Raw genomic sequence first — 24,870 nt, 5'->3', positions numbered from 1 at the left:
GAGTCATCCAATGGAGCAGCCCGCACATGTCTCATCACGTCCGTGACTTGATTGCCCACACCGAGCTCCGCTCACGCCTCTTGAGCGGTGCTGAAGGCCTTGACCGCGAAGTGCGCTGGGCACATGTCTGCGAATTGCCCGACCCCACCGAATGGCTGGGAGAGGGCGATGTGTTGATGACCACGGGGCTCGGCATTCCTGCTGACCCCCTGCAGCAACGCGAGTACGTGCAACGCCTGGCTGAAGCGGGCTTGGCCGGGATGATGATCGGTGAACATATGCAGGCGCCGGCCAACCTCCATGCCCTCTGCGAGCGGGCCGAGCAGATGAATTTCCCGGTAATCCTCACAGAATATGGCGTGCCTTTCGCTGCGGTGACCCGGGCGATCATCGATGCGAACCAGAAGGAAGAGTACCAACGCCGCAATGCGCTGGTGCGGGTATATGAGAGTGCCCGGCTGAGCATGTCTGGCCTGAGCCTGGCGGGGTTGGTCCTACGCCTTGAGGCTGATATCCACTGTCGTCTTCATGTGCTTTTGCTCGAAACATTAGAACCTTGGGCGGACGACCTTGCCCCGCTATCCGAGTCAGTCCGTTTGGCACTCCTAGGCAGCCGCCGCAAACAGGTAGAGCAGCAGCCCATGCTGCGCCGCCTTACTTTGGCGGATGGCGAAGCGCTTAGTATCGAACTGCATACCGAACAGAACTGCTTGTTGGTGGTGACCGGCGAGCGACTGCCTGACTATAGCCTGCTGCACCATCTCACCGCTGTGCTTGGGTTGGAAATTCAGCGACGTCAGGCCGAGCGTGAACGCCGTTTGCGCCTCGGCTCGGAATTACTGGACGACCTGCTGCAACAACGCTTGAGCCTTGATCAGGCAATCCAGCGCCTGGACGGTCAACTGTCTGGCCTAGCCCTTGAGCGTGCGGTCATCACCGTGGCGCGAGGACATGGACTACGGAGAAAAACGGAACTGCTGCTCAGGATACTGGACAACAGCGTACTGGCGCGCATTCAGGGTGATGAACTCATCCTAATGCACGCCGACGGCCTACAGCCGTTGCTCGGTGAAAAACTTGACATCAACCTAGGCTCAAGCGCGCCATTGCAGACATTGACACGCAGTGCGGAAGCGCTACGCGAAGCACTGTTAGCCAGCGCTCACACCCATGCACAACGGCGCATCTGCCGTTATGCAGAGCTGGAAACCGACACGCCTTGGTTGCCCAGAACACCGGACGAAGCAAAGCGCGCCTTCCACACGGTGCTGGGTGCAATTCATGATTATGACCAAGCCCAACGTACAACCTTGTTGCAGACGTTGCAGGTATTTCTCGAAGAGAACCGCTCGTGGCTGCATGCGGCGAAACGTCTACATGTGCACAAGCAAACTCTGGTTTATCGCGTTCGCCGCATCGAAGAGATCAGTGGACGCTCTATGGACAGCACCGCTGATGTGGCAGCGCTGTGGCTCGCACTCCAAAGTCGCTGGGTAGTGTCCAAATCGCCCCTAACCTGTTAGATAAATATGAACCTCTGCTTTTGCCGGATTCAACTAGTGCTGACAGGGTGCAGTAGTACGTTCCCAGCGATCAACTGATGACCGTCTAGGGCCTCTGTCCGGTGGCACGACTGGCAGAGGTCAGCCAGAATTCGCATCTCATGTCGGCAGCAGTCGGGACGCCGCAGACCGCATCATTCTTTCACCGCACCAAATCAAAAGAAATACTCCGATCAGCTCGCCGAAAATCGTCGACGATTTGAACATCCCTCCCCACAGACTCTAATGAGCTACCGGACAATTGTTTAATATAGACTTGATAGTTAGCACGCCTTTTCTGCATACGGTGAATTGGAAAGCGTTCGGAATAAATTTCACAACCGGCCAATGTGTTGGTGGGTAATAAATATTAAACATGTAGGTTGACTCGGTGATCGTCGTGCCTTCCAAGGATATCTAATAGAACTAAGCGCGGTTCGGAAATATGTAATTCGGCTTGCGAAAGCGTCCAGAATCAGGGCCTAGTCTCAAATCGTGTTCAGTGTTTCCTAAGGCGTTGGCGCGTGAAGGCATGTGAAATGGCGTCTCATGTCAAACGTGCGGTCCAAAGGATCGGTTACCTTACAAAAAAACATAAAAAAGGAGTGCCCGTATGATTATCCCGCAAAAACCCCGTCGCCATTTTCCTAAGCATAATAAGTGCAGTTTGAGGCACAGTTTTCTGTTGGTGACGTTCCTGACCTTGCTGTCTCCTCAGTTGTTCGCCAATGATGCTAAGACTGCATTTCATCTGAATCCTGATTTCGAAAAAAAATACAACTTTTCGATCGCAATTAAAGCTGGAAGTTATTTATATATCGGTGGTGTTACCGCAGTTGATAAGGAAGGGAGGGAAGTGTACGCCGGTGACGCTAGTAAACAGATGCAGCTAATCTACGAGCGAATGTCAGCCATTTTAAAAGCACATGGCGCTGACTTCAGTAAGGTTGTAAGCGAGACGATTTATTATAAGACTGATAATGATACTTATTATAAGGCTCTCGAAGCGAGGGCCGCTGCATATAATGGAGTAGTAGCGCCCAGCGCGTCGGGCGTAAGGGTAGCAGACTTTGCTAGCGATAGCGCACTAGTTGAAATAACGGCAGTGGCATATTTGGGGGAGTAGCCTAGATATAGCTGATTTTGGGTTTACAACTACTACGACCTAACTAGAAGGCGCCGGGACATGAGTGATAAAACAAAAACAAATGAAGGCTTTAGCCGCAGGTCTTTTATCGGAAGCGCGGCAGTCGTAACAGCAGGTGTTGCGGGATTGGGAGCTATTGATGCGGCTTCGGCTACGCAAAAAACGAACCGAGCAAGCACCGTCAAAGGTGGCTTCGATTACGATGTGGTAGTAGTTGGTGGAGGGTTTGCTGGCGCGACAGCCGCCCGTGAATGTGGTTTGCAGGGTTATCGAACGCTTTTATTGGAAGCGAGGTCCCGCCTAGGTGGTCGTACGTTTACCTCGCGCTTTGCAGGTCAAGAAATTGAATTTGGCGGGGCATGGGTGCACTGGCTGCAGCCGCATGTTTGGGCAGAAATGCAGCGTTATGGTCTGGGTGTAGTGGAAGATCCACTTACTAATTTAGATAAAACCTTGATCATGTATAACGACGGAAGCGTCGAGAGTATTTCGCCCGATGAATTTGGCAAAAACATTCGAATAGCTTTTGAAAAGCTTTGTCACGATGCCTGGGAAGTATTTCCTCGTCCGCATGAGCCGATGTTTACTGAGCGCGCTCGGGAATTGGATAAATCTTCTGTTCTTGATCGCATCAAAACTTTGGGCTTAAGTCGGCTGCAACAGGCTCAAATCAATAGTTACATGGCCTTGTATGCAGGTGAAACAACTGACAAATTTGGCCTGCCTGGTGTACTTAAGTTGTTTGCATGCGGCGGTTGGAACTATGACGCCTTCATGGACACTGAAACTCATTATAGAATTCAAGGGGGCACGATAGGCCTCATTAATGCAATGTTGGCCGATAGCGGTGCCGAGGTCCGCATGTCTGTGCCCGTCACTGCTGTTGAGCAAGTCAATGGTGGCGTCAAAATCAAGACCGACGACGGCGAAATTATTACCGCCGGAGTGGTCGTAATGACAGTTCCACTCAATACGTATAAACATATCGGTTTTACGCCTGCCCTTTCTAAAGGTAAACAACGATTCATCAAAGAGGGGCAGCTTAGCAAAGGTGCTAAGCTTTATGTTCATGTTAAGCAGAATCTCGGACGGGTTTTTGCGTTTGCGGATGAACAGCAACCTTTAAACTGGGTCCAGACGCACGATTACAGCGACGAGTTGGGGACAATACTGTCGATCACCATCGCTCGCAAAGAAACAATTGATGTGAATGACCGAGATGCTGTAACTCGCGAAGTTCAAAAAATGTTTCCGGGTGTTGAGGTTCTTGGTACAGCGGCTTACGACTGGACAGCTGATCCATTTTCCTTGGGGGCATGGGCGGCTTATGGAGTAGGTCAACTAAGTCGTCTCAAAGATCTACAGGCGGCTGAAGGACGTATTTTATTTGCAGGAGCTGAAACCAGTAACGGTTGGCACGCGAATATCGATGGTGCTGTTGAGAGTGGACTACGTGCCGGTAGGGAGGTTAAGCAGCTCTTAAGCTAGTACGTAAAACTACAATAAATGAGGATAAAAAATGAAACAAGCGTTGCAAGTTGTTACTCGTCATTTTGGTTCGTTAGTTCTTCTAGCATTATCTGGTGTAGCTGTAGGTGCAGATAACTGTGATCCGGAAAATGGGAAAAAGGTTTACCAAATTTGCAGTGTGTGCCACTCAAATGACACTACTGGTGTTCACGGCGCAGCGGCGCCCAATCTACACGGTCTGGAGGGCCGGAAAGTCGGCTCGGTGCCGGGTTTCAAATTTTCTTCAGCGCTACGTGATTCTGGGGACACTTGGACCCCGCAGCATTTAGATAAGTTCCTGGAGAATCCTATGGCCGTATATCCCCTAACCCGTATGGCTTTCTCAGGCCTCAAAAATGAAAAAGATCGACGTGACGTGCTTTGTTTTTTGAGCAAATCCTCTAACTGAAACTTTTGAAAGTCTATCGGGGTTTCCACAACATGACAAAAGATGGTGATGAAGGCAGCAAAAGCGGAGTATCACGCCGAAAGTTCCTTGGTAGCGCCGCGGTCGGAGTGGCAACAGCGGGCATAGCCTCGCAGCTTCTGACTCTGTCGGCGCCCGCGGAAGCGGCGGTGAAGACCAATGTTGGTCCATCACGCGCAGGCGTGGGTTATGACGTTATTGTAATCGGTGGAGGCTTCGCGGGTGTTACTGCGGCGCGAGAAGCAAGCCGTTCTGGCTTGAAAACTCTAATTCTTGAAGGTAGAAGTCGGTTGGGCGGCCGAACTTTTACGTCTAAGCTTCAGAATCAAAAAGTTGAGTTGGGAGGTACCTGGGTACATTGGACCCAGCCGAATGTTTGGACTGAGATTATGCACTATGGCCTAGAGGTGGAGGAGACGGTCGGTCTTGCGAATCCAGAGACCGTCATTTGGGTAACAGAGGATAATGTCAAAAGAGCACCTGCAGCAGAGGCGTTTGAAATTTTTGGCTCTGCCTGTAACGAATACTACAAAGAAGCACGGAATATTTATCCGCGCCCGTTTGAACCATTTTTTGAGCGAAAGAAGCTGCAGCATGTTGATGGACTTTCCGCGGCAGATTATCTTGAAAAATTGCCTTTGACCAGGGAGCAAAAGGATATGATGGATTCCTGGCTCAGTGGAAATGGACATAATTATCCGGAAACTATTGCATATAGCGAGATTATGCGTTGGTTTGCACTCAGTAACTTTAATATGCCCACAATGTTCGATTCCATTGCGCGGTACAAAATTAAAACCGGTACGCATAGTCTTTTAGAGGCCATAATGGCGGATGGTAACTCGGAAGTTAAACTTTCGACGCCAGTGACTAAGGTTAATCAAGATAAAGATAAAGTAACAGTTACCACTGAAGACGGTGTCTTCACGGCATCAGCGGTAATTGTAGCCGTCCCTATCAACACTTTGCATGATATTGAGTACTCGCCGAAGTTGTCGGCAGCTAAAGTGGATATGGGATCGCAACGGCATGCTGGTGCTGGTGTAAAGGGCTATATTCGCGTAAAACAAAATGTCGGCAATGTAATGACATATGCTCCTGCCCGGAATAAGCTCACACCATTTACCTCAGTATTCACAGATCACGTGGACGAGAGCGGTACGTTACTCATTGCATTTTCAGCCGACCCTAAGTTGATTGATATCAATGATATCAAAGCCGTCGAAAAGGCTTTGCAACCACTTTTGCCAGGCGTCGAAGTAACTGCTAGTTATGGCTACGACTGGAACCTCGATCCCTTTTCTAAGGGCACTTGGTGCACTTACCGTCCTAACCAGACGACTCGATACTTGACTGAGCTGCAGAAGCGCGAAGGACGGCTATTTTTTGCAGGCTCGGACATGGCCAATGGTTGGCGTGGATTCATTGATGGAGCAATCGAGAACGGTAGAGAGGTAGGGCATCAAGTCGCTACGTATCTAAAAAGAGAAAATGACAATGCGTGATTATCGGAAGTTTTATATAAACGGCGAATGGATAATGCCAGTGGGGGGCGAAGAACTCGAAGTGATTAACCCCGCCACTGAAAGTATAGCTGGTGTAATTACACTAGGAACAGCTGATCATGTTGACCTTGCGGTAAAATCAGCGCGCCTTGCATTTGAAAGCTGGTCCCGTACGAGCAAAGAACAACGACTTGAGTTACTTGAGAAAGTATGTCAGATATTTGAAGCCAGGATGGAGGATATCGCTGACGCAATTACCGAAGAGATGGGAGCTCCGTTCAAGCAGTTAGCCCGCCCTCTCCAGGCACCATCTGGCTTGGGGCATTTCCTAACGGCAATCTCTGTATTGCGTAATTACCAATTTGAGGAATGTTCGGGCACGACTCGTGTAGTACGTGAGCCGGTCGGAGTTTGCGGGTTAATAACACCTTGGAACTGGCCAATGAACCAAGTGGCGGCGAAGGTCGCACCAGCATTAGCAGCTGGTTGTACTGTAGTATTAAAACCCAGCGAGATTGCCCCATTTTCAGCTTATTTACTTGCGGAAATTTTGGATGAGGCGGGTCTTCCGCCTGGTGTCTTCAATCTTATTAATGGAAATGGTTCCGGTGTGGGCGCTCCTCTGGCTGCACACGTGGATGTGGATTTGATCTCTTTCACTGGTTCTACTACTGCTGGCGCGCTCGTCTCGAAAGCAGCAGCAGATTCTGTCAAGCGAGTAGCACTAGAGTTGGGTGGAAAATCGGCAAACATTATACTCGACGACGCTGATCTCGCATCTGCTGTTTCGCATGGCGTTATGACTATGATGCTCAATACCGGGCAAAGTTGCAATGCTCCATCACGCATGCTAGTTCCGACATCGAAATTGTTGGAAGTAGAGCGGATAGCAAAGAAGCTATGTGAAGAAATAATAGTCGGGAACCCGTTAGACGAACGCACAAGTCTCGGGCCGCTGGCGAGCGCCGTACAGTATGAGAGAGTTCAGGTCTGTATACGAAATGGCTTAGCTGAAGGTGCAAAGCTAGTCTGTGGAGGTTTAGGCGTCCCGGACGGAGTAAGAGCTGGGTATTATGCTAAACCGACAGTTTTTAGCAATGTCGCGAACGATATGGCGATTGCACAGGAGGAAATTTTTGGCCCTGTACTTTGCATTATCCCCTATACAGATGATGAAAATGCGATCGCAATAGCAAATGATAGTTGTTTTGGTCTGTCCGGATATGTTAGTTCGGGGAGTATGGCGCGTGCGCGCGAGGTCGCAAATAGACTGCGTACAGGAAGTGTACATCTTAACGGGGCACCTCTGGATTTTTCAGCGCCGTTTGGTGGTTATAAAAAGTCAGGTAACGGCCGCGAATGGGGTAAATACGGCTTTGAAGAGTATCTCGAAATCAAGTCAATTATGGGCTGTTAACTAAAATAACTATTGAATAATTTAGCGTGTGGTAAGTTGCGCGCATGGTGTAGCTGGCATCTAATACATGTTCACTATTTGATGTGGCTATCGTCGGGTTGTCTTGCGGAGCTTACAATTCGAAATAAGATGAAAGTCCGGGAGCCTGATATCAGTGTATGTCAGGCTGTCTTCAGGTTCTCGGCTTCATTCTCCATCTGATATGACTTTGTTTTATGAGTATCCCTTTCTTCCTGATACTAGATTTGTCAGTTAATTGGTGAGACTTATGTCCCGATTCTGAGCGCTGCGAGCAAATGGCATATATCTGCACGTTGAGATGCTGTAACTATAAATGTCTTGTCGGGGTGGTTTTCAGAATGCACCTAGACTCCCAGAAATTCGGTTTTCAATAAATATCCAGGCTGAATGTTAATTGTGGGTCTTCTAAAAATATTTATGACTCGTGAAACCAATGGTCGGTTTTGTTATTGAACGCTGTTATTTGTTTTTTTTGGGGTGGGTAATCATTTATATCTTTTCACCTGCGGATACGATTTTGTGGGATGGAGTTTGTCGCGGTTCGTGCACGCGTAAGGAGCGTGCGATTGCAGTTCACGTCGCGGTCAGGTCGAGCTATATCTTAGACGTAAATTTATAAAGTTAAATCGAAGAAGTAGAAGCTGCCGAATATTTGCGAGCCAATATTTCTGGTTTAATTCATGAGGGCGTAATATAAAAACGATATTAAACTCTATTAATGCGCTAATGTTTTTTTTTATGCCAACACGCGCCAACTAGGTTTTTTTCAGACTGCCAGTCGGTGATCAAATTTATGGCGAAGATATTTCGATAGTGGTCAACCGAGCACGTACAGGAATCGCGGAATTCAATGTCCGGATCCAGTGGTTGACGTCATCCAGACCATCATCATCGACCACGGTGCATATACGCACCGCTGTCTTGGTACAGAAGTGCTTCCGGTTGGCTGGGACTGATAGGTGTTCGCTAGGGTGGTTGAAGTCGAGTGTTCCACGGCATCCCACCCAGTCCCATCCCGCCACGTCTTGAGTTGAGGGAAGGTCGGCAGTGGCGGATCTGGTCAGTGCTTGACAGATTACGGCACTAATTATACCGTCGTACATATAATAAATGGGGGTCCTCAGGCTTGGATGCCCCAATGAGCTTCATTGCATTGCAGGAGATTTAGCCCAGATGACAAACTTCGTTGGATCCAGAGTGACTAGAAGAGAGGATGAACGTCATCTTCACGGTCGAGGGCGCTTCGTCGCGGACATAAAGCTACCTGGAATGCTTGAGGTTGCCTTCGTCCGAAGCCCAGTTGCGCACGGCACTATTCGCGGGATTGGTAAGCCCGAGGGGGCCGAGAACCAAGTATTCACTCATGCAGATCTTGTTGGCGTAAGGCCCATTACTACACCTGTCACTACGCCGGGTTTTCAGCACAGCGAGTGTCCAGTGCTAGCGGCAGATCGCGTGCGTTTTGTGGGTGAGCCTGTCGCTCTATGCGTGGCATCAAACCGTGCTAGAGCTGAAGATCTGGTTGATTCCGTACTGCTTGATATAGACGAGTCAAAAGCAGTGACGACAATTGCAGATGCGCTTTCTATAGGAGCGCCTTTATTGCACGAGGGGTGGACGGATAATCGCTTTGTTCATATGGTAACTGAGGTTGATTTTTCTTCCATAACGGAGGAAGCGCCTATTGTCGTAGATGTAGAACTTGAACTCTCCCGTCAGACAATACATCCGCTCGAAGGTCGAGGTATAGTTGCATATTGGGATTTTGAAGCTGATCAATTAGTTTTGATAATGTCAACCCAAATTCCGCACCCTATTCGCACTGGTATGGCCCAGTTTCTAGGAATTTCTGAATCGAAAATTCGGGTTGCTCCACCCGATATTGGGGGGGGGTTCGGCTACAAGCTTCAACTTCTTCCAGAGGAAATCGCAGTCGCATGGTTAGCTCTGACCCATAAATCGCCTTTTCGCTGGGTTGAGGATAGGCGTGAGCATTTAGTAGCAGGGGCCTGTACGAGACAAGCGAAGTACAAGTTAACTGGTTATGCGACACCAGAGGGGCGCCTAATCGGGCTGGACGCTGACATATTTATCGACAACGGCGCGTATTCCGCTTGGCCTTTTACTGCCGTTTTAGAAGGATACTCTGCTAGAAGCAATTTGCCAGGTCCCTATCAGATTACCCATTATCAATCACGGGTAAGTGTAGTCGCTACAAATAAACCGAGTTTTTGTCCTTACCGCGGTATTGCGCGAGTGGGGACCTGCTTCGCAATAGAATCACTCATTGATGCGGTTGCCAATGCCGTCGGACGTGAGCCTTGCGACGTTAGAGCGTTAAATTTAGTGCCGCCCAGCGCAATGCCCTATAAGGATGTCACTGGAAAAATGTTTGACGTAGGCGATTACGGCAAGAGCTTGCGTCGTGCTAGGCAACTTATCGGGTTCGACGAGTTCAGGCTCGAGCGATCGCGCTCAGGCATAAAACCCACACGAGCCCTCACGGGTATCGGTTTCGCGACATTTTATGAACAGACTGCCAACGGTGCAGGTTTCTTCGCATCATGGGGAATGCCTGTGGTTCCTGGGTTTGATCAAGTAACGTTGAAAGTGGGGCCCGATGGAACATTGAAAGTAAACATTGGCTTGCAAAGTTTCGGCCAAGGACTCGAAACTGCTCTAGCTCAAGTGGCGGCCACAACGACCGGATTTAGCCTGGATAAGATTCGGATTTGTCTGGGTGACACGGAGTGTACACCCCATTCCGTAGGTTCGTTCACATCTCGCTCTGCTGTGATCGGTGCAGGTGCTATAGATGCGGCTTCCAAAATTTTGACACTTAAAATTCGTACACTAGCAGCAGCGCTCTTGGGCGGCGGGGATCCAGACGAAGTGCAGTTAAACGACGGTGTTGCCGCATTGGGAGCTAAAAGCATCGCTTTTGAAGAAATTACTGATATTTTTTATAACAGGCCTTATCTAATCCCTCAGTTGACTCAGGCAATCACCAGTTTGGAAGTGACTGACGGTTATAAGGTGCCCGTAGATAGTGGTATTTTTGCGTACGGAACTCATGCTGTGAAAGTTAGCGTCGATACGGAAACTGGGCACGTTAGTATTCTCGATTATATAATTGTAGAAGATTGTGGACAGCGCATTAATCCGATGATCGTGGACGGACAGACAATTGGTGGTGCTGCTCAGGGCATTGGAACAGCATTGTACGAGGAAAGTCCATATGATGAGAATGGCCAACCTCTTGCCTCGACGCTTCTCGACTACCTTCTTCCGGGCGCTGCGGAGGTGCCACGTTTTAAATTAGATCACATGGCGAATCTATCTCCTCACACGAGTTTCGGGATAAAAGGGGCCGGAGAGTCCGGTACCATCCCAGCCGCTGCTGCTCTTGCCAACGCAGTTAATGACGCGTTATCGCCGCTTGGTGCAACGCTTCGTATGCTTCCAATGAGTCCGTCGCGCATATTAGCGGCAATCACCGCTGCTGGAGATCGATAATGAGGCCTGCCGTATTTGTCTATGAAAAGGCTAACTCGATTGCGGAGGCCATTAAGTACCTTAGTGCCTCCGGTGGATTAGCGAAACCAATTGCAGGGGGGCAATCGTTGGTTCCAATGATGAACCTACGGCTGGCTCGCCCAAATGCTTTGGTATCCCTCCGAAAGCTGCCAGAGCTGTTATCGGTTGTAGAAAGTAAAACTTCAATTCATGTAGGGGCAGCGACAACCCATGCAGATATTGAAGACTGTAAAATTAAGGATGTGACATGCGGCTATCTCCCATATGTTGCGAAAGGTATTGCATACCGTGCAATACGGAACCGGGGTACAGTAGGCGGGTCGCTATGTCATGCTGACCCTGCCGCCGATTGGCTTAGTAGTTTAAGCGCGCTTGGTGCCCGGTGCCATGTCGAGGGTATTAGTGGCAAGCGCGAGATTCCTATTGAAAATTTCATGATTGCACCATTTGTAAGTGCGCTCGGAGTTGACGAAATACTGGTATCAGTAGAACTACCTTGTCTTTCGGTTGAGGCCCGATGGGCTTATGTTAAGTTCTGCCACAAAGCAGGTGAATTTGCCAAATCGATCTGCGCTATTGTTGTTGATCCGAGTAATAAAATTTACCGTATATTCATTGGTGGAACTGATGGTCCGCCTCTCTTTTTAAGAGAGGCATCCTCAGCATTGGCGACGGAGGATTATACCGAAATACTAAGTATCGCACAGCGAGAAATTCGGGCGAGTTTACCTGACGCTCAACCTGATAGTTTGAGTTTTCATTTGACAATGATCGAAAGGGCATTGGCCCGATTGGAGGCTTTCTCTCGATGATAAATATCCTAGATGTATCTGACCAGGAAACTCGTTCTATTACATTGAAGGTGAACGGTCAAAAGTGTGTCGCGCGTGTTTCTTCTCGCGATGTACTGGCGGATGTCATCCGGGAAAAGTTCCGCCTGACAGGGACCCACATTGGGTGCGATCAAGGGGTGTGCGGGGCTTGTACCATTCTTATCGATGGCACCCCTCAACGATCCTGTATCGCCTTTGCTGTAGATTGTGAAAACGTAGAGATTACTACGATTGAAGGTTTCAACGATGACCCGACTATGCAGAGCATGAGGGCGGGGTTCCGAGATAACCATGCGTTACAATGTGGTTTTTGCACATCCGGCATGCTAATAACCGCTCGCGATATGGTTCTAAGATTAGGAGAAATTCAGGAGCCGCAGATCCGAATGGAGCTGGCAGGTAACCTTTGCCGCTGTACTGGCTATACGGGAATTGTTGATGCTATTCGTGCAGTTGGTTTAGGAAAAGAACCAACCGGTAGCGCAGGGCCTGCCACACTTTCTGAACCCGAGATTGTTCAAGCTGGGGTGTTGACAGAGCAACAGCCATTACGTCAACCGCAATCAGAGACGAAACCGCATGGCAATTCCGACGATTTTCCTAATGCGATTCTACAAAGTGTAAAGGTAGACCTGTCGCCCGATGATGCTTGGGCAGTCATGCGAGATTTGAGGACAGCAGCTAGCTGCATTCCAGGAGCGGAGGTAGTTAGCTTAGATCATCATGAGGTGACTGGTAAGATGCACATGGCACTAGGTCCTATTAGAGCCCAATTTACAGGCTCCGGAACTTATGAAATTGATGATGATAACCGTCAGGGATTGATGACCGCAGGTGGACGAGACGCGTTAACTGGTTCCACAGTAACTGGGCGAATTACCTGGACTGTCAAAACAGACGGCTCAACAGGCTCGATAATTGATGTGGGGCTTGCATGGAAACTAACAGGTGCACTCGCACAGTTTGGGCGGGGTGGAATTGTCACAGAAACCGTTAGGCGTCTAGCAATTATGTTTGGAGAGAACCTCGAGCAGCTTTTACGTGAAGGAACATTAGGAGATAATCGAAACCTTCCTGTAGGGCTGAAATCACTAATCTGGCCGGTCATTAAGTCGTGGTTCGCGGGGCTTTTCAAAAGAAATGACTCTAAGTGACCAATCTCTGTAGATTTTATGGAAGATTAAATCTATTTAGCAGGAGGTATGGTATCTAAATATCTAAAAAAATTTCTGCGAAACCAATACCAATAAGAAGCGGAGCAGCATCATGACTGTTACAACTACACTGAATAGCGGTGGGTCTGAGTTCGATTATAAACTCGGGAGTGTGTTACGGAAGCGCTCGATGATAGCGACCGGTCTTGGAAATTGTCTGGAGTGGTTTGATTGGACAATTTACGCGATTTTCGCGTCCTATATCGCAAAAGCTATGTTTGATCCTAGAGATCCCGCCTCAGCGCTATTAGGAACGTTGGCTATATTCGCTGTCGGGTTTATTTCACGGCCGCTAGGCGGGATTGTATTTGGCACCCTTTCGGATTCTCGAGGCCGCAAAGCGGTGCTCCTTATCTCGATGCTGCTTATGGGGATCGGCAGCCTTGTCATCGCAGTTGCACCATCGTATGCATCAATTGGGGGTGTTGCGTCGTTTATTATTTTATCTGCCAGATTGCTCCAGGGCTTTGCACACGGGGGTGAGGCTACAGCTTCTTACACCTACCTGGCTGAAATTGCACCTAAAGGGCGGCGTGGCTTATGGTCCAGTAGTATGTATTTTTTCGCTGGTATGGGTAGTCTCTTGGCTTCATTGGTAGGCGCTTTTCTTACTCACATTATATCCCCTGAAGATATGAGCATGTGGGGTTGGCGTATCCCCTTCTATTTAGGAGCTACGCTAACCGTAATTGTCCTTTTTTTACGAAGGAATATGATTGAAAGTGAAGTCCTAGAAGATTATGCCAAGAAGTCTGATCCTGTAAGCCCAGGGGCTGCCAGGGTGGTCGAGTGGTCAAATAAGAAGATACTCCAGCGTTCACTTGGAATTTTTTTCTATCAAGCGGGAGTGGGTATTCCGTTTTATATCTGGACAGGCTATGCAGTAGTCATTGCCATCACCCAGCGAGGTATGGATCCCGGTGACGCCTTCGTGGCTACAGTACTTGCCCAGGTGGTCTATATCGTCGGGGTGCCATTTTGGGGATATGTATCTGACCGCGTGGGACGTAAGCCAGTCACCCTGTTTTACTTCGTAGCTGTTGCGTTATTGACCTTCCCAGCGATGGCCATGATCACGAATCAGGGCTGGACGCTATTCGTTGCACAAGGCGGGATGTTGGCGCTTGTGGCTTGCATAGGGGGAACAATGCCAGCCACCATAACTGAGCAAATTCCCACTCGATATCGAGCACGTGTTATGGGGGGGGCATTGTCTATCGGGGTAGCGGTTTTCGGAGGTACTGCACCTTATCTAAACTCTTGGCTTTCTGGATCAGATCGCGGGTGGGTATTTAACATTTACGTAATCACAATAGTTCTGGTGGCTGCTGCTGTCGTCGCGACTTGGCGCGAAACTAAGGGTATTGATTTGCGGGACGTTAACTAATAGTGACTTGTGCTGAAATGACTTAAGTTGCTGTCCCGTACGAAATGGTGATGAGTCAGGATGGGGCGGTGCACTCGGTCCTATCTTGCACTTATTTAAATATAAACAAGTTGCCTGGCAGTTTCTTTGACTAAGCTCTTTGTGTCGATTAATGATGGAGTCCAGTTTGCATAAGGGTTTCGCTATTCTCTATGAGGAAAGGGTGTGGTGCTTGGTGGCGTGTCTTGTTCTCTATTTCGGTTGTTAATAATTTAATGCTCTGAAATATTGAAGTTGTAGAGAAGTATCATGCGGTGTTTCGTGCTTTTTATATGAATAAGCGTCTCCCACGCCAATTCACCTCAGCTCTCCTCAATTCGTTTGATATGGTCTTCGGGTGCGGTCGTAGCGGAGGCGTTGTTGAGTGAATGGAAGTGATTCGATGCTTGCATGATAATTAGCTGTTTAAACTTCTTTGCTCTGATTTACTGCTGATAATTCTGGAGAAAACAATAATGAAAACTTACTCCATGGCACTCGTAACATCTATCTGTACTCCGGGTTTGATTACAAGTCAGATTGCCAGCGCTGAACTAATAAAAGATAGCAAAGCTAGTGTCGAAGCGCGCAACTTTTACTTTAATCGTGATCTGCATGATACTATGGATGCACAGCAATCAAAACGCGAAGAATGGGCGCAGGGATTTATCCTCAAGGCGGAATCCGGATATACCTCTGGAGCCGTCGGCTTCGGTTTGGATGCTTATGCTGGTCTCGGTTTAAAACTTGACTCTTCAGACGAGCGGGCCGGCACTAACTTGCTGCCCAGTAAATTCGGAGACGATGGTCCTGGTGGATATTCAGAGACAACCGTCACGTTGAAAGCGAAAATTTCCAAAACAGCGGTCAAACTCGGCGGCTTGATGCCTCGGCTGCCGACCGTAACTGCAAATGACTCCCGCCTTTTACCTCAGAATTTCCTTGGGGGGCACGTTAACTCCCAGGAAATAGCGGGGCTAAATTTCGATGTGGGTCAAATTAGAAAGGTCAATCAACAGGACTCTAGCGACTTCCAGGACTTGAGTCTAAATTCTGTTGGGGGTAGGCGTAACTTCAAATTTGGTAGTAACGGCAATCAGGGGGAAGACTTCAGTTTTGGTGGTGTGTCTTACAAATGGCATAGTGGTCTCACAACTGCATACAACTATGGAGAGCTAGAAAAACTTTATAAACAGCATATTATCAACATGACCTACGTACTTCCTATTGCCTCCAATCAGTCACTGAAGTCCGATCTTCGTTATGCATATTCGACTGATGACGGCGGGAGCAATGTTGATAATAGGGCTTTCGGTGCAATGCTTTCCTACTCGCTGAGCGGTCACATTCTTGGTTTGGGTTATCAAAGGATGAGTGGGGACACTGGCTACGCCTATCTCAATGGTGCAGGTGCTTTTTTGGTGAACTACGTTCAGATAGGTGACTTTGCAAGTAAAGATGAGTTTTCTTGGCAAGCGCGCTACGATTTCGATTTTGCTTCCGTTGGAGTACCGGGCCTGACATTTATGACTCGGTATATCAGAGGTACTAACATCGACCAAGGCACAGGGCTTGCTGAGGGGAAGGAGTGGGAACGGAATATGGATATAGTTTATGTTGTCCAGCAAGGGCCTTTGAAGAACCTCATGTTGAAATGGCGCAACGCTACAGTACGTAACAACTTCGCAAATGACTTTGACGAAAATCGTTTGATTCTAAGTTACACTGTGTCTCTTTACTGATGATCTGACATATGGAGCAATCGGAGTTACAATGCGGGCAGTAAGATTGAAGCGTTAATGAATGTGGCCGCCATGTCAATAAGTCCGCAGGTGGTATGACCGGAGGAGTGAGCGCGTCGTATGAAGGATCACGCGACGCAGTCGCTTATCGATCAAATCCGGACGGGTGTACGGGTACTACCCGATTTGTTCTGTGGGCTTAAACTGCATATGCACGTGTCTTACGTCAGTATAGGGATGAATACCGTCCTGACCTAATTCACACCCCAACCCGGATATTTTTCTACCCCTAAATGGAGCTGCGACATTGTCTTTGATCGGGTCGTATGATCCATACATGGCCCCTGTCGATCTCAGTGGCCGCACGCGTGGCCGATTCGAGGCTCGAGGTAAAGATCGTCGCATCCAGACCAAAATCGGCATCATTGGCCTATAGGCAATAGCCTCCTCTAGGGAGCATACACTGTAGGCGGTGATTGAAAGCTGACCCACACTGCCGATTGAAAAATGACCCGGGGCGGATTGCTGATTTTTGCCCCAACAATTGTGGATAAGCTTAGCAGTCGTGTTCCGCTTGAAGGCTGATCAAGCCCGACCGCATGTAGGCATGCAGCAGGGTATTTATGGTGCCGGTCAGAACGGTGCGTCGTCCTCGATATCCTCTGCATTCTTGCGCTTTCGTTCACGCGATTTGAACTTTGTCTGGTCTGCCAAGGTGCTGTGTTGTAGGCGGTAGGGCTCGTTGCGCGTTTGGACGATGTAGCAGTGGTGTGTAAGCTGGTCCAGTAACGCTGTGGTCATCTTGGCGTCAGCCAACACACTCGACCATTCCGAGAAATTGAGTTGGTGGTGATGACCACGCTGGTGTGTTCGTACAGCTTGGAAAGCAGGTGAAATAACAATGCGCCACCATTTTGGCTGAAGGCAAGTACCCAAGCTCATCGAGTATCATCAGGTTTGTGCGAAGTAGCTTCTGGGCGATTCGGCCTGCCTTACCATCTTACTTTTGACGCTCCAGCAGATTGACCAGAACCACCGTGGAGAAGAACCCTACTCGTTCTTATGCGTCGTTTTTCCTGACACAACCAAGGCACTGGTCAGGTGTCTTTTCCTTGTTCAAGGCCGGCCGATGAAGACCACATTTTTACGCTGGCTCCCTAACCTTCTGGTAGGATAACTCCTTGACCAGAAAGACAATCATCCCTAGAAACGCTGAAGTCAAAGTTAGCTAAATCAAGGTACATGGGAAGCTTTGGCACGTTCATCTGATGATTCACAGAGCGCACGGCGCGATCTGCCTGCTCCTGTTGGAGTAGATGCTCAAGCAGCCATTTCGAGGATGCCGTCGAAGCTTCTCCCTTCGCCGCCAACTCTTCCCAAGCTTGAGCTATGCCACGTAGACGCAGTTCTTTAAGTTCTGCCATCAATCACGCATTGCGGCTCTCCTCATCTGTTGTACGGAATTGGTCAGATCGGGCCGTGTTGGCAACGGGACCCACCCTGAGTTGCAGGCTGGTTTCTACGGAAGGCGGCTGTGCAGTAGCGGTGAGCCGGACGAGAACATTTAAGATGTGATCGGCGCTCAGACTTCCCGAGTCAAGCACCAGTTCTACGCTACTAGCACCGGATCAAGACCGGCGATGGGCGCGGCAGTGTGCACCTGCGTCATGATTCGTTCACCGTTGCTATGAAGTCTCAGGTCCCGTTTTAAAAGCCGCAACGGCTGGGGCAGATAGGTAAACGGTGCGCCATTGCGCAGTGCACCCGGCTGCGCTCGATGAGTGGGATGTAATGCTGCCAGTCAAAACTGACCTGATCTCGATCAAAGAGACGCTCGTGGCTGGCGATCATCATGTCATCGGCGATGACCACGATCCGGGATGTGTAAAGACGGCTGCTCACTCACTGGCCGACTTGCTCACAAGACACCGAGTGGCGATTTCGTGCGACACTGATGAGGCAGGTGCTGGAGACCCTCACGGTGCGCTCTACGAAGCCATCAAAGGCGGTCGGCATCGGCATCATTTCGACGCGCTCCAGCTCCAAAACTTCCGCCACCGTCAGCCCGTTGTAATGCGGATGCAGCAGCTCTTTCTAGGGCGCACGACAGCGTGGGCCGAGCCAGGCACTCAGTTCCTCAAAGGAAATCCTGAAGAAGACTTCCTGATTTTGACAAAATGCCCGGAATCACCCGTCGAGTTTTCCGATGAAGCAAATGACCTTCGCCGATGCCGAGTACGCCGGCAAGCGTAAGCAGACCCGCAAAGAGTTGTTCCTGATCGAGATGAATCAGGTGGTGCCGTGGCAGGGTTTGATTGCCCTGATCGAGCCACATTACCCGAAAGGTGATGGTGGCCGTCCGGCCTACCCGTTGATGGCGATGCTGCGCGTACATCTGATGCAGAACTGGTTTGGCTACAGCGATCCAGCGATGGAGGAAGCGCTGTACGAGACCACCATCCTGCGCCAGTTCGCCGGACTGAGGCTGGAGCGCATTCCCGACGAAACCACGATCCTCAACTTCCGTCGTCTGCTGGAGAAACACGAGCTGGCTGCTGGCATCCTGGCCGTGATCAATGGCTATCTGGGTGATCGAGGCCTGTCGTTGCGCCAAGGCACCATTGTCGATGCCACGCTGATCAATGCGCCGAGTTCGACCAAGAACAAGGACGGCAAACGCGATCCAGAAATGCACCAGACCAAGAAGGGTAACCAGTACTACTTCGGCATGAAGGCGCACATCGGTGTCGATGATGAGTCGGGTCTGGTGCACAGCGTGGTGGGCACGGCGGCCAATGTGGCGGATATCACCCAAGTCGACAAACTGCTGCACGGCGAGGAAAACATGGTCGGCGCCGACGCGGGTTACACCGGCGTCGAGAAACGCCCTGAACATGAAGGCCGAGAGGTCATCTGGCAGATTGCCGCCCGCCGCAGTACATACAAGAAGCTGGGTAAGCGCAGCCCTTTGTACAAAGCCAAGCGCAAGATCGAGAAGGCCAAGGCCCAAGTGCGCGCCAAGGTCGAGCACCCGTTCCGGGTGATCAAACGGCAGTTCGGTTATGTGAAGACGCGCTTCCGTGGTCTAGCGAAGAACACCGTGCAACTGGTGACACTGTTTGCGCTGTCGAACCTGTGGATGGCACGCCGACACTTACTGAGCAATACGAGAGAGGTGCGCCTGTAATGCGGGATATGGCTGCCGCGAGGTGCTCGTGGTGGCTAAAAACACAGAAATGAGCGGGTGATCTGATCGTTTTTGATCGATTCGTCGCTTTCAAAACCGGCGGGGGCTGAAGTCAGCCAGAAATACATGGCTACTTCAGACCATCCCAAAGGTGTGGAGCATGCAGTTTTGAGTGTCAAGCCAAATGCGCCGGCGACCGTCTTAAACGTTATTTTCGACAATGCCCTTTTCCCATCCAGAGACTACGTTGCAGAAATCCGGATCGAACAGGTAGTGCGCGGGTATCCCGGAAAACCGAGCATTGACTATGCGGCCCTTGCCTTTATAGACGTCATCGTCAACCGTTTTCAGGTTGTCGTAGATGCCGCGACGCGGCACGCCACCTAACGCTCCGAACGAGCGTATATGGGCATCGACCAGCATCTCGTGACCTTGGCGGGTACGCAACCAACCGGAATGCGCGATTGGCGCACAGCTTCATGTGGGAGACCTGGTTTCTTTGAAACAGACCACCGATCAGCAGCCCTTCTTCGCTCCAGTCAAATTGAAAGGCTTCACCGAGCGCAAACGTCAGCGGTGCTAATAGCTCGTAAAGACTTGCCTTGCTCACCTCGCCAAGAGCTTACAAACTCCGTGAGCTGCCTATAGCAGCCTTCATAACCCTCGGTGTTGACCTGCTCAAAAAGTGCTTTCGCACTTCTGCGATTGTGCTTTGCTCCGAACGAATCGACTGTCAGCATCTGTTCCAACGTGTCGTGGAAAGGGCTGAGGTTGTTGAAGGTCGAGCACCGCTGGTACGCTGGCCGAGTAGCTTCGGGCGCTTTGATCCATTTTCGGATAGTGTTTCTCGACAACCCGGTACGCTTGGCTATCTAGTGCAGCGAGAGCCCGCCGCGGAAGTACATCCGCCGGGTTTTTTCCAACATTTCCCATGCTGATCACCCCGTATTCTCATACACGGAAAGTGAGCAGGAGCAGTTGAACACCTGGGTCAGTTTTCAGTCGGCAGAAAAGCCTTTACTGGGTCAGTTCTCGCTCAGCGGCAACAGCGAAGGCGAAGCGGTGCGCCTGGCACGCGGCTCGGCTGCGGCCATTGGTGAAATCGAGGAGTTCTGCGAGGCCCATGGGATATACGCTCACTTCCGACGGGCTGGCTGGTCGTCAACGGCTACCAGCGATGCCCTGCGGGGTGCATGAAGGACGTTTTGCAGACCTGCCAGCGACTCGGCGAAGCCCTGTCCATGCCCTTGTCCAACCGCGAAATCGCCCGTCGCACTCGCCAATGCATCTGGAAGGCGTGTTGGAAATCAGTAATGCCACCGCGCGCCCGGCGCGGTTGGTACGCGGGCTACGCCGTGTGGCGCTGGAGCATGGTGCAAAGATTTCGCGAACACGCCTTAATTGGTCTGGAGCGTGGCGAGCCTGCCGTGCTGCAGGTAACAAGAGGACAGCTCACAACTTAGAACGTCGTGCTGGAGAACAACGTGTTGGCGGCGGCGATCCCCTGCGCTACGCCGCACCGTCTTGCCAGTAACTGGAACGATAATCGATATCGCGCCTATTCCCGAAAGTTTGGAAGCGATTGGCTGGATAGGCGAGGAGGCCATTACCGATTCGCAACTGATGGTCGATTACTACCGCACCACCCAGGACGGGTGAATTGCGTTCGGTAAAGGCACCCGGATGATCGGCTACGGCAGCCGGATATATGCTAGCTACGACGATAATATTCAACTCAGCCAAGACATCAAACAGGATTTTCGACGTCCTTATACGCATCTCAGTAACGTGACGATCACTCATTCGTGGTGCGGTCCCGTCGATCGAACGTTCGATAGCCTTCCGGTGGTTGGTCACCTGAAGGGAGCGACGAACATAGAGTACGGCATTGGTTGGAGCGGCAATGGCGTGGGGCCGAGCCGTCTGGGCGGACGCATTCTCGCCAGCCTGGCGCTAGGGCTGGAGGTGAGTGAGGCCACTGCGGATTGGTCGGTCGTAAACCGAAACTGTTTCCACCCTGCCGGCGGATTGATGGTGCGCAATGCAGCGCAAGGAGGCGGCAGAAGCGGACAGTCGCAGCCTCGTTCGACTGGACCCTGCGGTCGCTGGCCTGGAGTCGGCGGGGCTGGAAGACAAGAATCGTTAGAATAAAGAAAGGGTCATGCTGCAACCGATTGTATTAGCGAGTACCGCCGATTTGGTCCTTCCTGTCGCTGGCCCGGTAAGTGACCATCGACAAACCTGTGATGAGCACCGACACCCATGCTGGAGAGGGGCCAGTCGGCCTGCAGGCCGGTATCTGGGAGTGATCGCCTAAGCGCTGGCTTTGCAAGGTGCTGGCGCGTGAGTTTAGTCATTTTATTGCCAGTCATTGCATTTTCATCCGGGCGGAGGCCAGCCATTGAACGTCACGTGGGTGACGCATTGTTGTTTCCTGTGAACTGTCACGGCGTCTGGGATATCCGCGAAACCGTGCGCAAGAGTTTCGTGATCATGCCCTAAATCTGGTGACTGCCGTTGCGAGTAGAGTTTGAGGAGTGACGATCTCCCCGGGGGGGATCCAGTGCAGCGCCCGTTATGGTTCCTGTAATTTAGCAGAATCGGTGTACCGGTGATGCCGATATCATCTAGCTTGAGTGTTTAAGATGAGTGCGTCTGTGCATAAAAGGATAAGTAGCAGTTAATTGGCGCGTAGAGTCAATGTAAATGACATCTATTGTCAATTCGAGATTCTCATGGTCTGTCATAGTGGTTATCAGATACCAATAGTTATTAATATCGATTCTTTCCAGTTGATGAGAGATTTTATAGGAAATGGTATATTAAGGTTTTGGTAAGATTTATCTAGAGGATAAAACATAAACATTAAAAGATGCATTGATTGCGCTATCTAACAACATTGCTGATACCGTCAGGCGTAGGTGCAGTAAGTTATTGGCGCATATTTATCATCCTATTGCGTGCGTTATCTGGTCGAGGTGGTGGCAGCTGTGTTGCCGCGTTGCGAGCGTCGTTGCCGTTTCATGTTGCTTAAATATTTGATTGTTAGCACATGTCTTCCCGCGGAGAGGTAGGGTGAGTATCGAACTGGTAATTTAGTAAGATGGGGCGCAGAGCTATGCAGCATATTGATCTACAGGTTATTGAGCATGCGTTAGCTTGGTCTCTTGCGGGGGAGGTTGTGTGGCTGTGCACTGTCTTGGGTACTTTTGGCTCGTCACCGCGCGAACCCGGATCGATGTTAGTCGCGCGGCGAGATGGCGGGCATATTGGTTCCTTGTCGGGTGGTTGTGTCGAAGAAGATTTTATCGAGCGACTTCAAGCTGGTGAGTTTAATCATCCAACAACTATTCTGCGCTATGGTGACTCTTCAGGACCACAAGGTCCACGGATATCACTGCCATGTGGCGGCATCCTCAAAGTTTTGGTGGAGCGTTTTTCGGCTGTCCCTGAAAGTTGGTCTCAAATGGAGTGTTTACTTGCAACTTTGCGAGGGCAGCTCCGCGTGACTCGCCACGTTGATTTGCGCGACGGTAAAGTACACTTGAGTGAGGATGTTGGTTTGGGTCCTCGCGTGATTGAGGGGCCGGATGGTATGTCTCTGCAGATCCGATTCGGTCCATCTATTCGTCTTATAATTGCCGGTATCTCGCCTGTTTCTGTGGTCTGCGCAGACTTTGCGCGTACTCTAGGTTTTGAGGTTATAGTCTGTGATCCGCGAGAGGAGGCTCACATAGGTTTCAACGTGTCTGGCATTGAGGTTCGCAAACAACTGCCCTCACAATTCATTGCTGCCAACGGTTGTCATCAAGCCACAGCCGTCGTGGCATTAACCCACGACCCCCGTATTGACGACCTTGCCATTATCGAAGCGGTACGTACGCCAGCATTTTATATCGGTGTTATGGGATCTGTACGCACTTCAGCAGTCCGAGCTCAGCGACTGCGACGCTCTGGGGGGTTGAGTGAGGCGGATATCGCCCGCTTGCATATGCCTGTTGGTTTGGCGCTGGGTAGCAAGACCCCTGCTGAAATTGCGTTGGCTGCGATGGCCGATATTATTCGCGTATACCGGGCACGGCCGCGCGATGAGCTCTGAGGCTTCCTATCGGATTGTAGATATACGAGGCAGGCGATTTCGCAGCCTCCAGCTAAGTTCGATCAGTGCCTGCAATTGCGCGCGCTTGCGTTCTGAAAACGGTGCTCTGCCGCTTGAAAAATTTTTGACAGCAGTGGAGTACCTTAAGCAGGTTCATGACCTACGTACCTTGCGTCTCGCTGGGGGTAAGCCTTCGATCAGTCCGCTGTTTGATCGCTTGGAAGTGGCACTCGGGTCTCTTGACTTTGAGGGCGTGTCACTGACCAATAATGATCAATTACTGTCTCGTAAGGTTGGCATGTTGCGCGACGCCGCAATTAAGCGCATCAACGTCTCGCTGGAGACCCTCAATCCACGAGACTTTCGTCGTATCGCCCGTGGAGGGGATTTGAGTGAGGTGCTCAGTGGCATCGAAAAGGCACTCGGCGCTGGACTGCAGTTAAAGATTAACATTGTCCCTATGCGTGGACATAACTACGAGCAAATTCTGCTTGACTTCTGCCTCGCCCTGGGAGCTGGGCTACGTTTTATCGAGCTAATACGGATGGGGCATCTAGCGAGCGATTGCGAGTCCTTTTCGCAGCAATTCATTGGTATGCAAAAGATCCTTGCTCTTGTATCGCAGAGGCATTTCTTCGCACCATTAGCAGGTACGACGGTTGCCACTACGCAGCGTTCCGAGATCCCTGGTCGAGGTTGCTTTGGCATAATCGCAAATGAGAGCGCTCCGTTCTGCGTCAGTTGCACTTGCCTACGACTTACCTCAACAGGCTGGCTTTATAGATGCCTTTCGTTTAGTCGCAGCCGTTATTTTTGCAGCCTACTGGATCTACCCAAGAATGAGGCGTTGACGGCGATTAGAGAGTCATCTAAACGTGCCTTGGCGGATAAGCAGAGGCAGGAGCTTACTGGCGATATTCTGTTGATGAAATTAATCGGTGGTTGATCGACATAGCGACAGAAGGAATCTTGCGGGACCGGTTTGTGGTGTAACTTACTCTAGTTTAAGTCTTTTCAACCGCTCGCGACAACACGCGCACTGCAAACGAGCGAAAGTTATAATGTGCATTGTTTCTATCAACGGCAACGTATTCAATACAGCAGGCCCCGTCAGTTCTTAGCGATTAAAACGTATCTGAATCACAATGATTTGAATGACCAATTTTTACAGGCGTTTGCTATAGATAAACAGTTGATGGCGTCGGAACTTCTCGCTTCTGGTCTCCTTCACAAGTGGTTATTTCAAAGCTTTAGACTTGGATGGTTGGTGCTTCGATTGCGGTTCT

17 protein-coding genes and 4 pseudogenes are annotated in these 24,870 nt (G+C 50.3%); 16 read left to right on the top strand and 5 right to left on the bottom strand.

Features of this window, described 5'->3' with window-relative positions; translation table 11 throughout:
• Positions 1 to 26: 26 nt before the first annotated feature.
• The 11 genes from EPZ47_RS21975 to EPZ47_RS21925 all read left to right on the top strand — a co-directional run bounded on the left by EPZ47_RS21975 (position 27) and on the right by EPZ47_RS21925 (position 16,298).
• Positions 27 to 1,523 (top strand): PucR family transcriptional regulator, encoded by a 1,497-nt coding sequence (locus tag EPZ47_RS21975; protein ID WP_047934606.1) that lies wholly within the window; start codon positions 27 to 29, stop codon positions 1,521 to 1,523.
• 631 nt (positions 1,524 to 2,154) lie between these two features.
• Complete coding sequence (locus tag EPZ47_RS21970; RefSeq protein ID WP_135846682.1) at positions 2,155 to 2,667, top strand: RidA family protein; 513 nt, start codon at positions 2,155 to 2,157, stop codon at positions 2,665 to 2,667.
• 60 nt (positions 2,668 to 2,727) lie between these two features.
• A complete protein-coding gene (locus EPZ47_RS21965) occupies positions 2,728 to 4,176 on the top strand; it encodes a flavin monoamine oxidase family protein (RefSeq protein ID WP_080956993.1) in 1,449 nt (482 codons plus the stop codon).
• 31 nt (positions 4,177 to 4,207) lie between these two features.
• Positions 4,208 to 4,606 (top strand): c-type cytochrome, encoded by a 399-nt coding sequence (locus tag EPZ47_RS21960; RefSeq protein ID WP_080563818.1) that lies wholly within the window; start codon positions 4,208 to 4,210, stop codon positions 4,604 to 4,606.
• A 32-nt stretch (positions 4,607 to 4,638) separates the two neighbouring features.
• Positions 4,639 to 6,129, top strand: a complete 1,491-nt coding sequence (locus EPZ47_RS21955) for a flavin monoamine oxidase family protein (protein WP_013973879.1) — start codon at positions 4,639 to 4,641, stop codon at positions 6,127 to 6,129.
• Complete coding sequence (locus EPZ47_RS21950; RefSeq protein ID WP_135846681.1) at positions 6,122 to 7,546, top strand: aldehyde dehydrogenase family protein; 1,425 nt, start codon at positions 6,122 to 6,124, stop codon at positions 7,544 to 7,546. The genes EPZ47_RS21955 and EPZ47_RS21950 overlap by 8 nt, the downstream gene beginning before the upstream one ends.
• Positions 7,547 to 8,740: 1,194 nt before the next feature.
• Entirely contained in the window at positions 8,741 to 11,083 is a 2,343-nt protein-coding gene (gene spmA / locus EPZ47_RS21945) for a 3-succinoylpyridine monooxygenase subunit SpmA (protein ID WP_046816054.1), read from the top strand.
• Positions 11,083 to 11,916: a 3-succinoylpyridine monooxygenase subunit SpmB gene (spmB, locus tag EPZ47_RS21940; RefSeq protein WP_080956996.1), complete on the top strand. Its 834-nt coding sequence runs from the start codon at positions 11,083 to 11,085 to the stop codon at positions 11,914 to 11,916. The genes spmA and spmB overlap by 1 nt, the downstream gene beginning before the upstream one ends.
• On the top strand, positions 11,913 to 13,091 hold the full coding sequence (gene spmC / locus EPZ47_RS21935; RefSeq protein WP_013973876.1) for a 3-succinoylpyridine monooxygenase subunit SpmC: 1,179 nt from the start codon (positions 11,913 to 11,915) through the stop codon (positions 13,089 to 13,091). Before spmB ends, spmC begins: the two co-directional genes overlap by 4 nt.
• 112 nt (positions 13,092 to 13,203) lie before the next feature.
• Positions 13,204 to 14,538: an MFS transporter gene (locus tag EPZ47_RS21930; protein ID WP_013973875.1), complete on the top strand. Its 1,335-nt coding sequence runs from the start codon at positions 13,204 to 13,206 to the stop codon at positions 14,536 to 14,538.
• Positions 14,539 to 15,032: 494 nt separating this feature from the next.
• Positions 15,033 to 16,298, top strand: coding sequence for an OprD family porin (locus EPZ47_RS21925; RefSeq protein WP_064614984.1), 1,266 nt, complete (start codon positions 15,033 to 15,035; stop codon positions 16,296 to 16,298).
• Positions 16,299 to 16,587: 289 nt separating this feature from the next.
• Here the strand turns inward: EPZ47_RS21925 and EPZ47_RS30940 are convergent.
• From EPZ47_RS30940 to EPZ47_RS21910, 3 pseudogenes are all read right to left on the bottom strand, one after another.
• Positions 16,588 to 16,716: pseudogene (locus tag EPZ47_RS30940) on the bottom strand (hypothetical protein); the annotation flags it as partial.
• Positions 16,717 to 16,931: 215 nt separating this feature from the next.
• A pseudogene (gene istB / locus EPZ47_RS30675) lies at positions 16,932 to 17,722 on the bottom strand (IS21-like element helper ATPase IstB).
• 3 nt (positions 17,723 to 17,725) lie between these two features.
• Positions 17,726 to 18,443 (bottom strand): annotated as a pseudogene (locus EPZ47_RS21910) (Mu transposase domain-containing protein); the annotation flags it as partial.
• Between the two features lie 61 nt (positions 18,444 to 18,504).
• On the opposite strand from EPZ47_RS21910, the gene EPZ47_RS21905 reads away from it, so the two are divergent.
• A complete protein-coding gene (locus EPZ47_RS21905) occupies positions 18,505 to 19,485 on the top strand; it encodes an IS5 family transposase (protein WP_135846680.1) in 981 nt (326 codons plus the stop codon).
• A gap of 204 nt (positions 19,486 to 19,689) precedes the next feature.
• On the opposite strand, the pseudogene istA reads toward EPZ47_RS21905, so the two are convergent.
• Positions 19,690 to 20,357: pseudogene (istA, locus tag EPZ47_RS21895) on the bottom strand (IS21 family transposase); the annotation flags it as partial.
• Between the two features lie 106 nt (positions 20,358 to 20,463).
• Here istA and EPZ47_RS30250 point away from each other — a divergent pair.
• The gene (locus tag EPZ47_RS30250; RefSeq protein ID WP_052760631.1) at positions 20,464 to 20,682 is read left to right on the top strand and encodes a hypothetical protein; all 219 of its coding nucleotides are present in this window, start codon (positions 20,464 to 20,466) and stop codon (positions 20,680 to 20,682) included.
• Positions 20,683 to 20,994: 312 nt separating this feature from the next.
• Here EPZ47_RS30250 and EPZ47_RS21890 read toward each other — a convergent pair whose 3' ends face one another.
• Positions 20,995 to 21,288 (bottom strand): hypothetical protein, encoded by a 294-nt coding sequence (locus EPZ47_RS21890; RefSeq protein ID WP_135846678.1) that lies wholly within the window; start codon positions 21,286 to 21,288, stop codon positions 20,995 to 20,997.
• On the opposite strand from EPZ47_RS21890, the gene EPZ47_RS30670 reads away from it, so the two are divergent.
• The 3 genes from EPZ47_RS30670 (at position 21,169) to EPZ47_RS21880 (ending at position 24,530) form a co-directional block, all read left to right on the top strand.
• Complete coding sequence (locus EPZ47_RS30670) at positions 21,169 to 21,636, top strand: FAD-dependent oxidoreductase (RefSeq protein WP_327127016.1); 468 nt, start codon at positions 21,169 to 21,171, stop codon at positions 21,634 to 21,636. The two genes, EPZ47_RS21890 and EPZ47_RS30670, sit on opposite strands and share 120 nt — an antisense overlap.
• 967 nt (positions 21,637 to 22,603) lie before the next feature.
• Positions 22,604 to 23,584: an XdhC family protein gene (locus EPZ47_RS21885; protein ID WP_046816056.1), complete on the top strand. Its 981-nt coding sequence runs from the start codon at positions 22,604 to 22,606 to the stop codon at positions 23,582 to 23,584.
• Positions 23,574 to 24,530, top strand: coding sequence for a radical SAM protein (locus EPZ47_RS21880; protein ID WP_135846677.1), 957 nt, complete (start codon positions 23,574 to 23,576; stop codon positions 24,528 to 24,530). The genes EPZ47_RS21885 and EPZ47_RS21880 overlap by 11 nt, the downstream gene beginning before the upstream one ends.
• Positions 24,531 to 24,870: the final 340 nt, after the last annotated feature.

This window comes from Pseudomonas viciae (genome assembly GCF_004786035.1).
Taxonomy (GTDB): Bacteria; Pseudomonadota; Gammaproteobacteria; order Pseudomonadales; family Pseudomonadaceae; genus Aquipseudomonas; species Aquipseudomonas viciae.
This window is presented reverse-complemented; position numbering and strand designations above follow the sequence as displayed.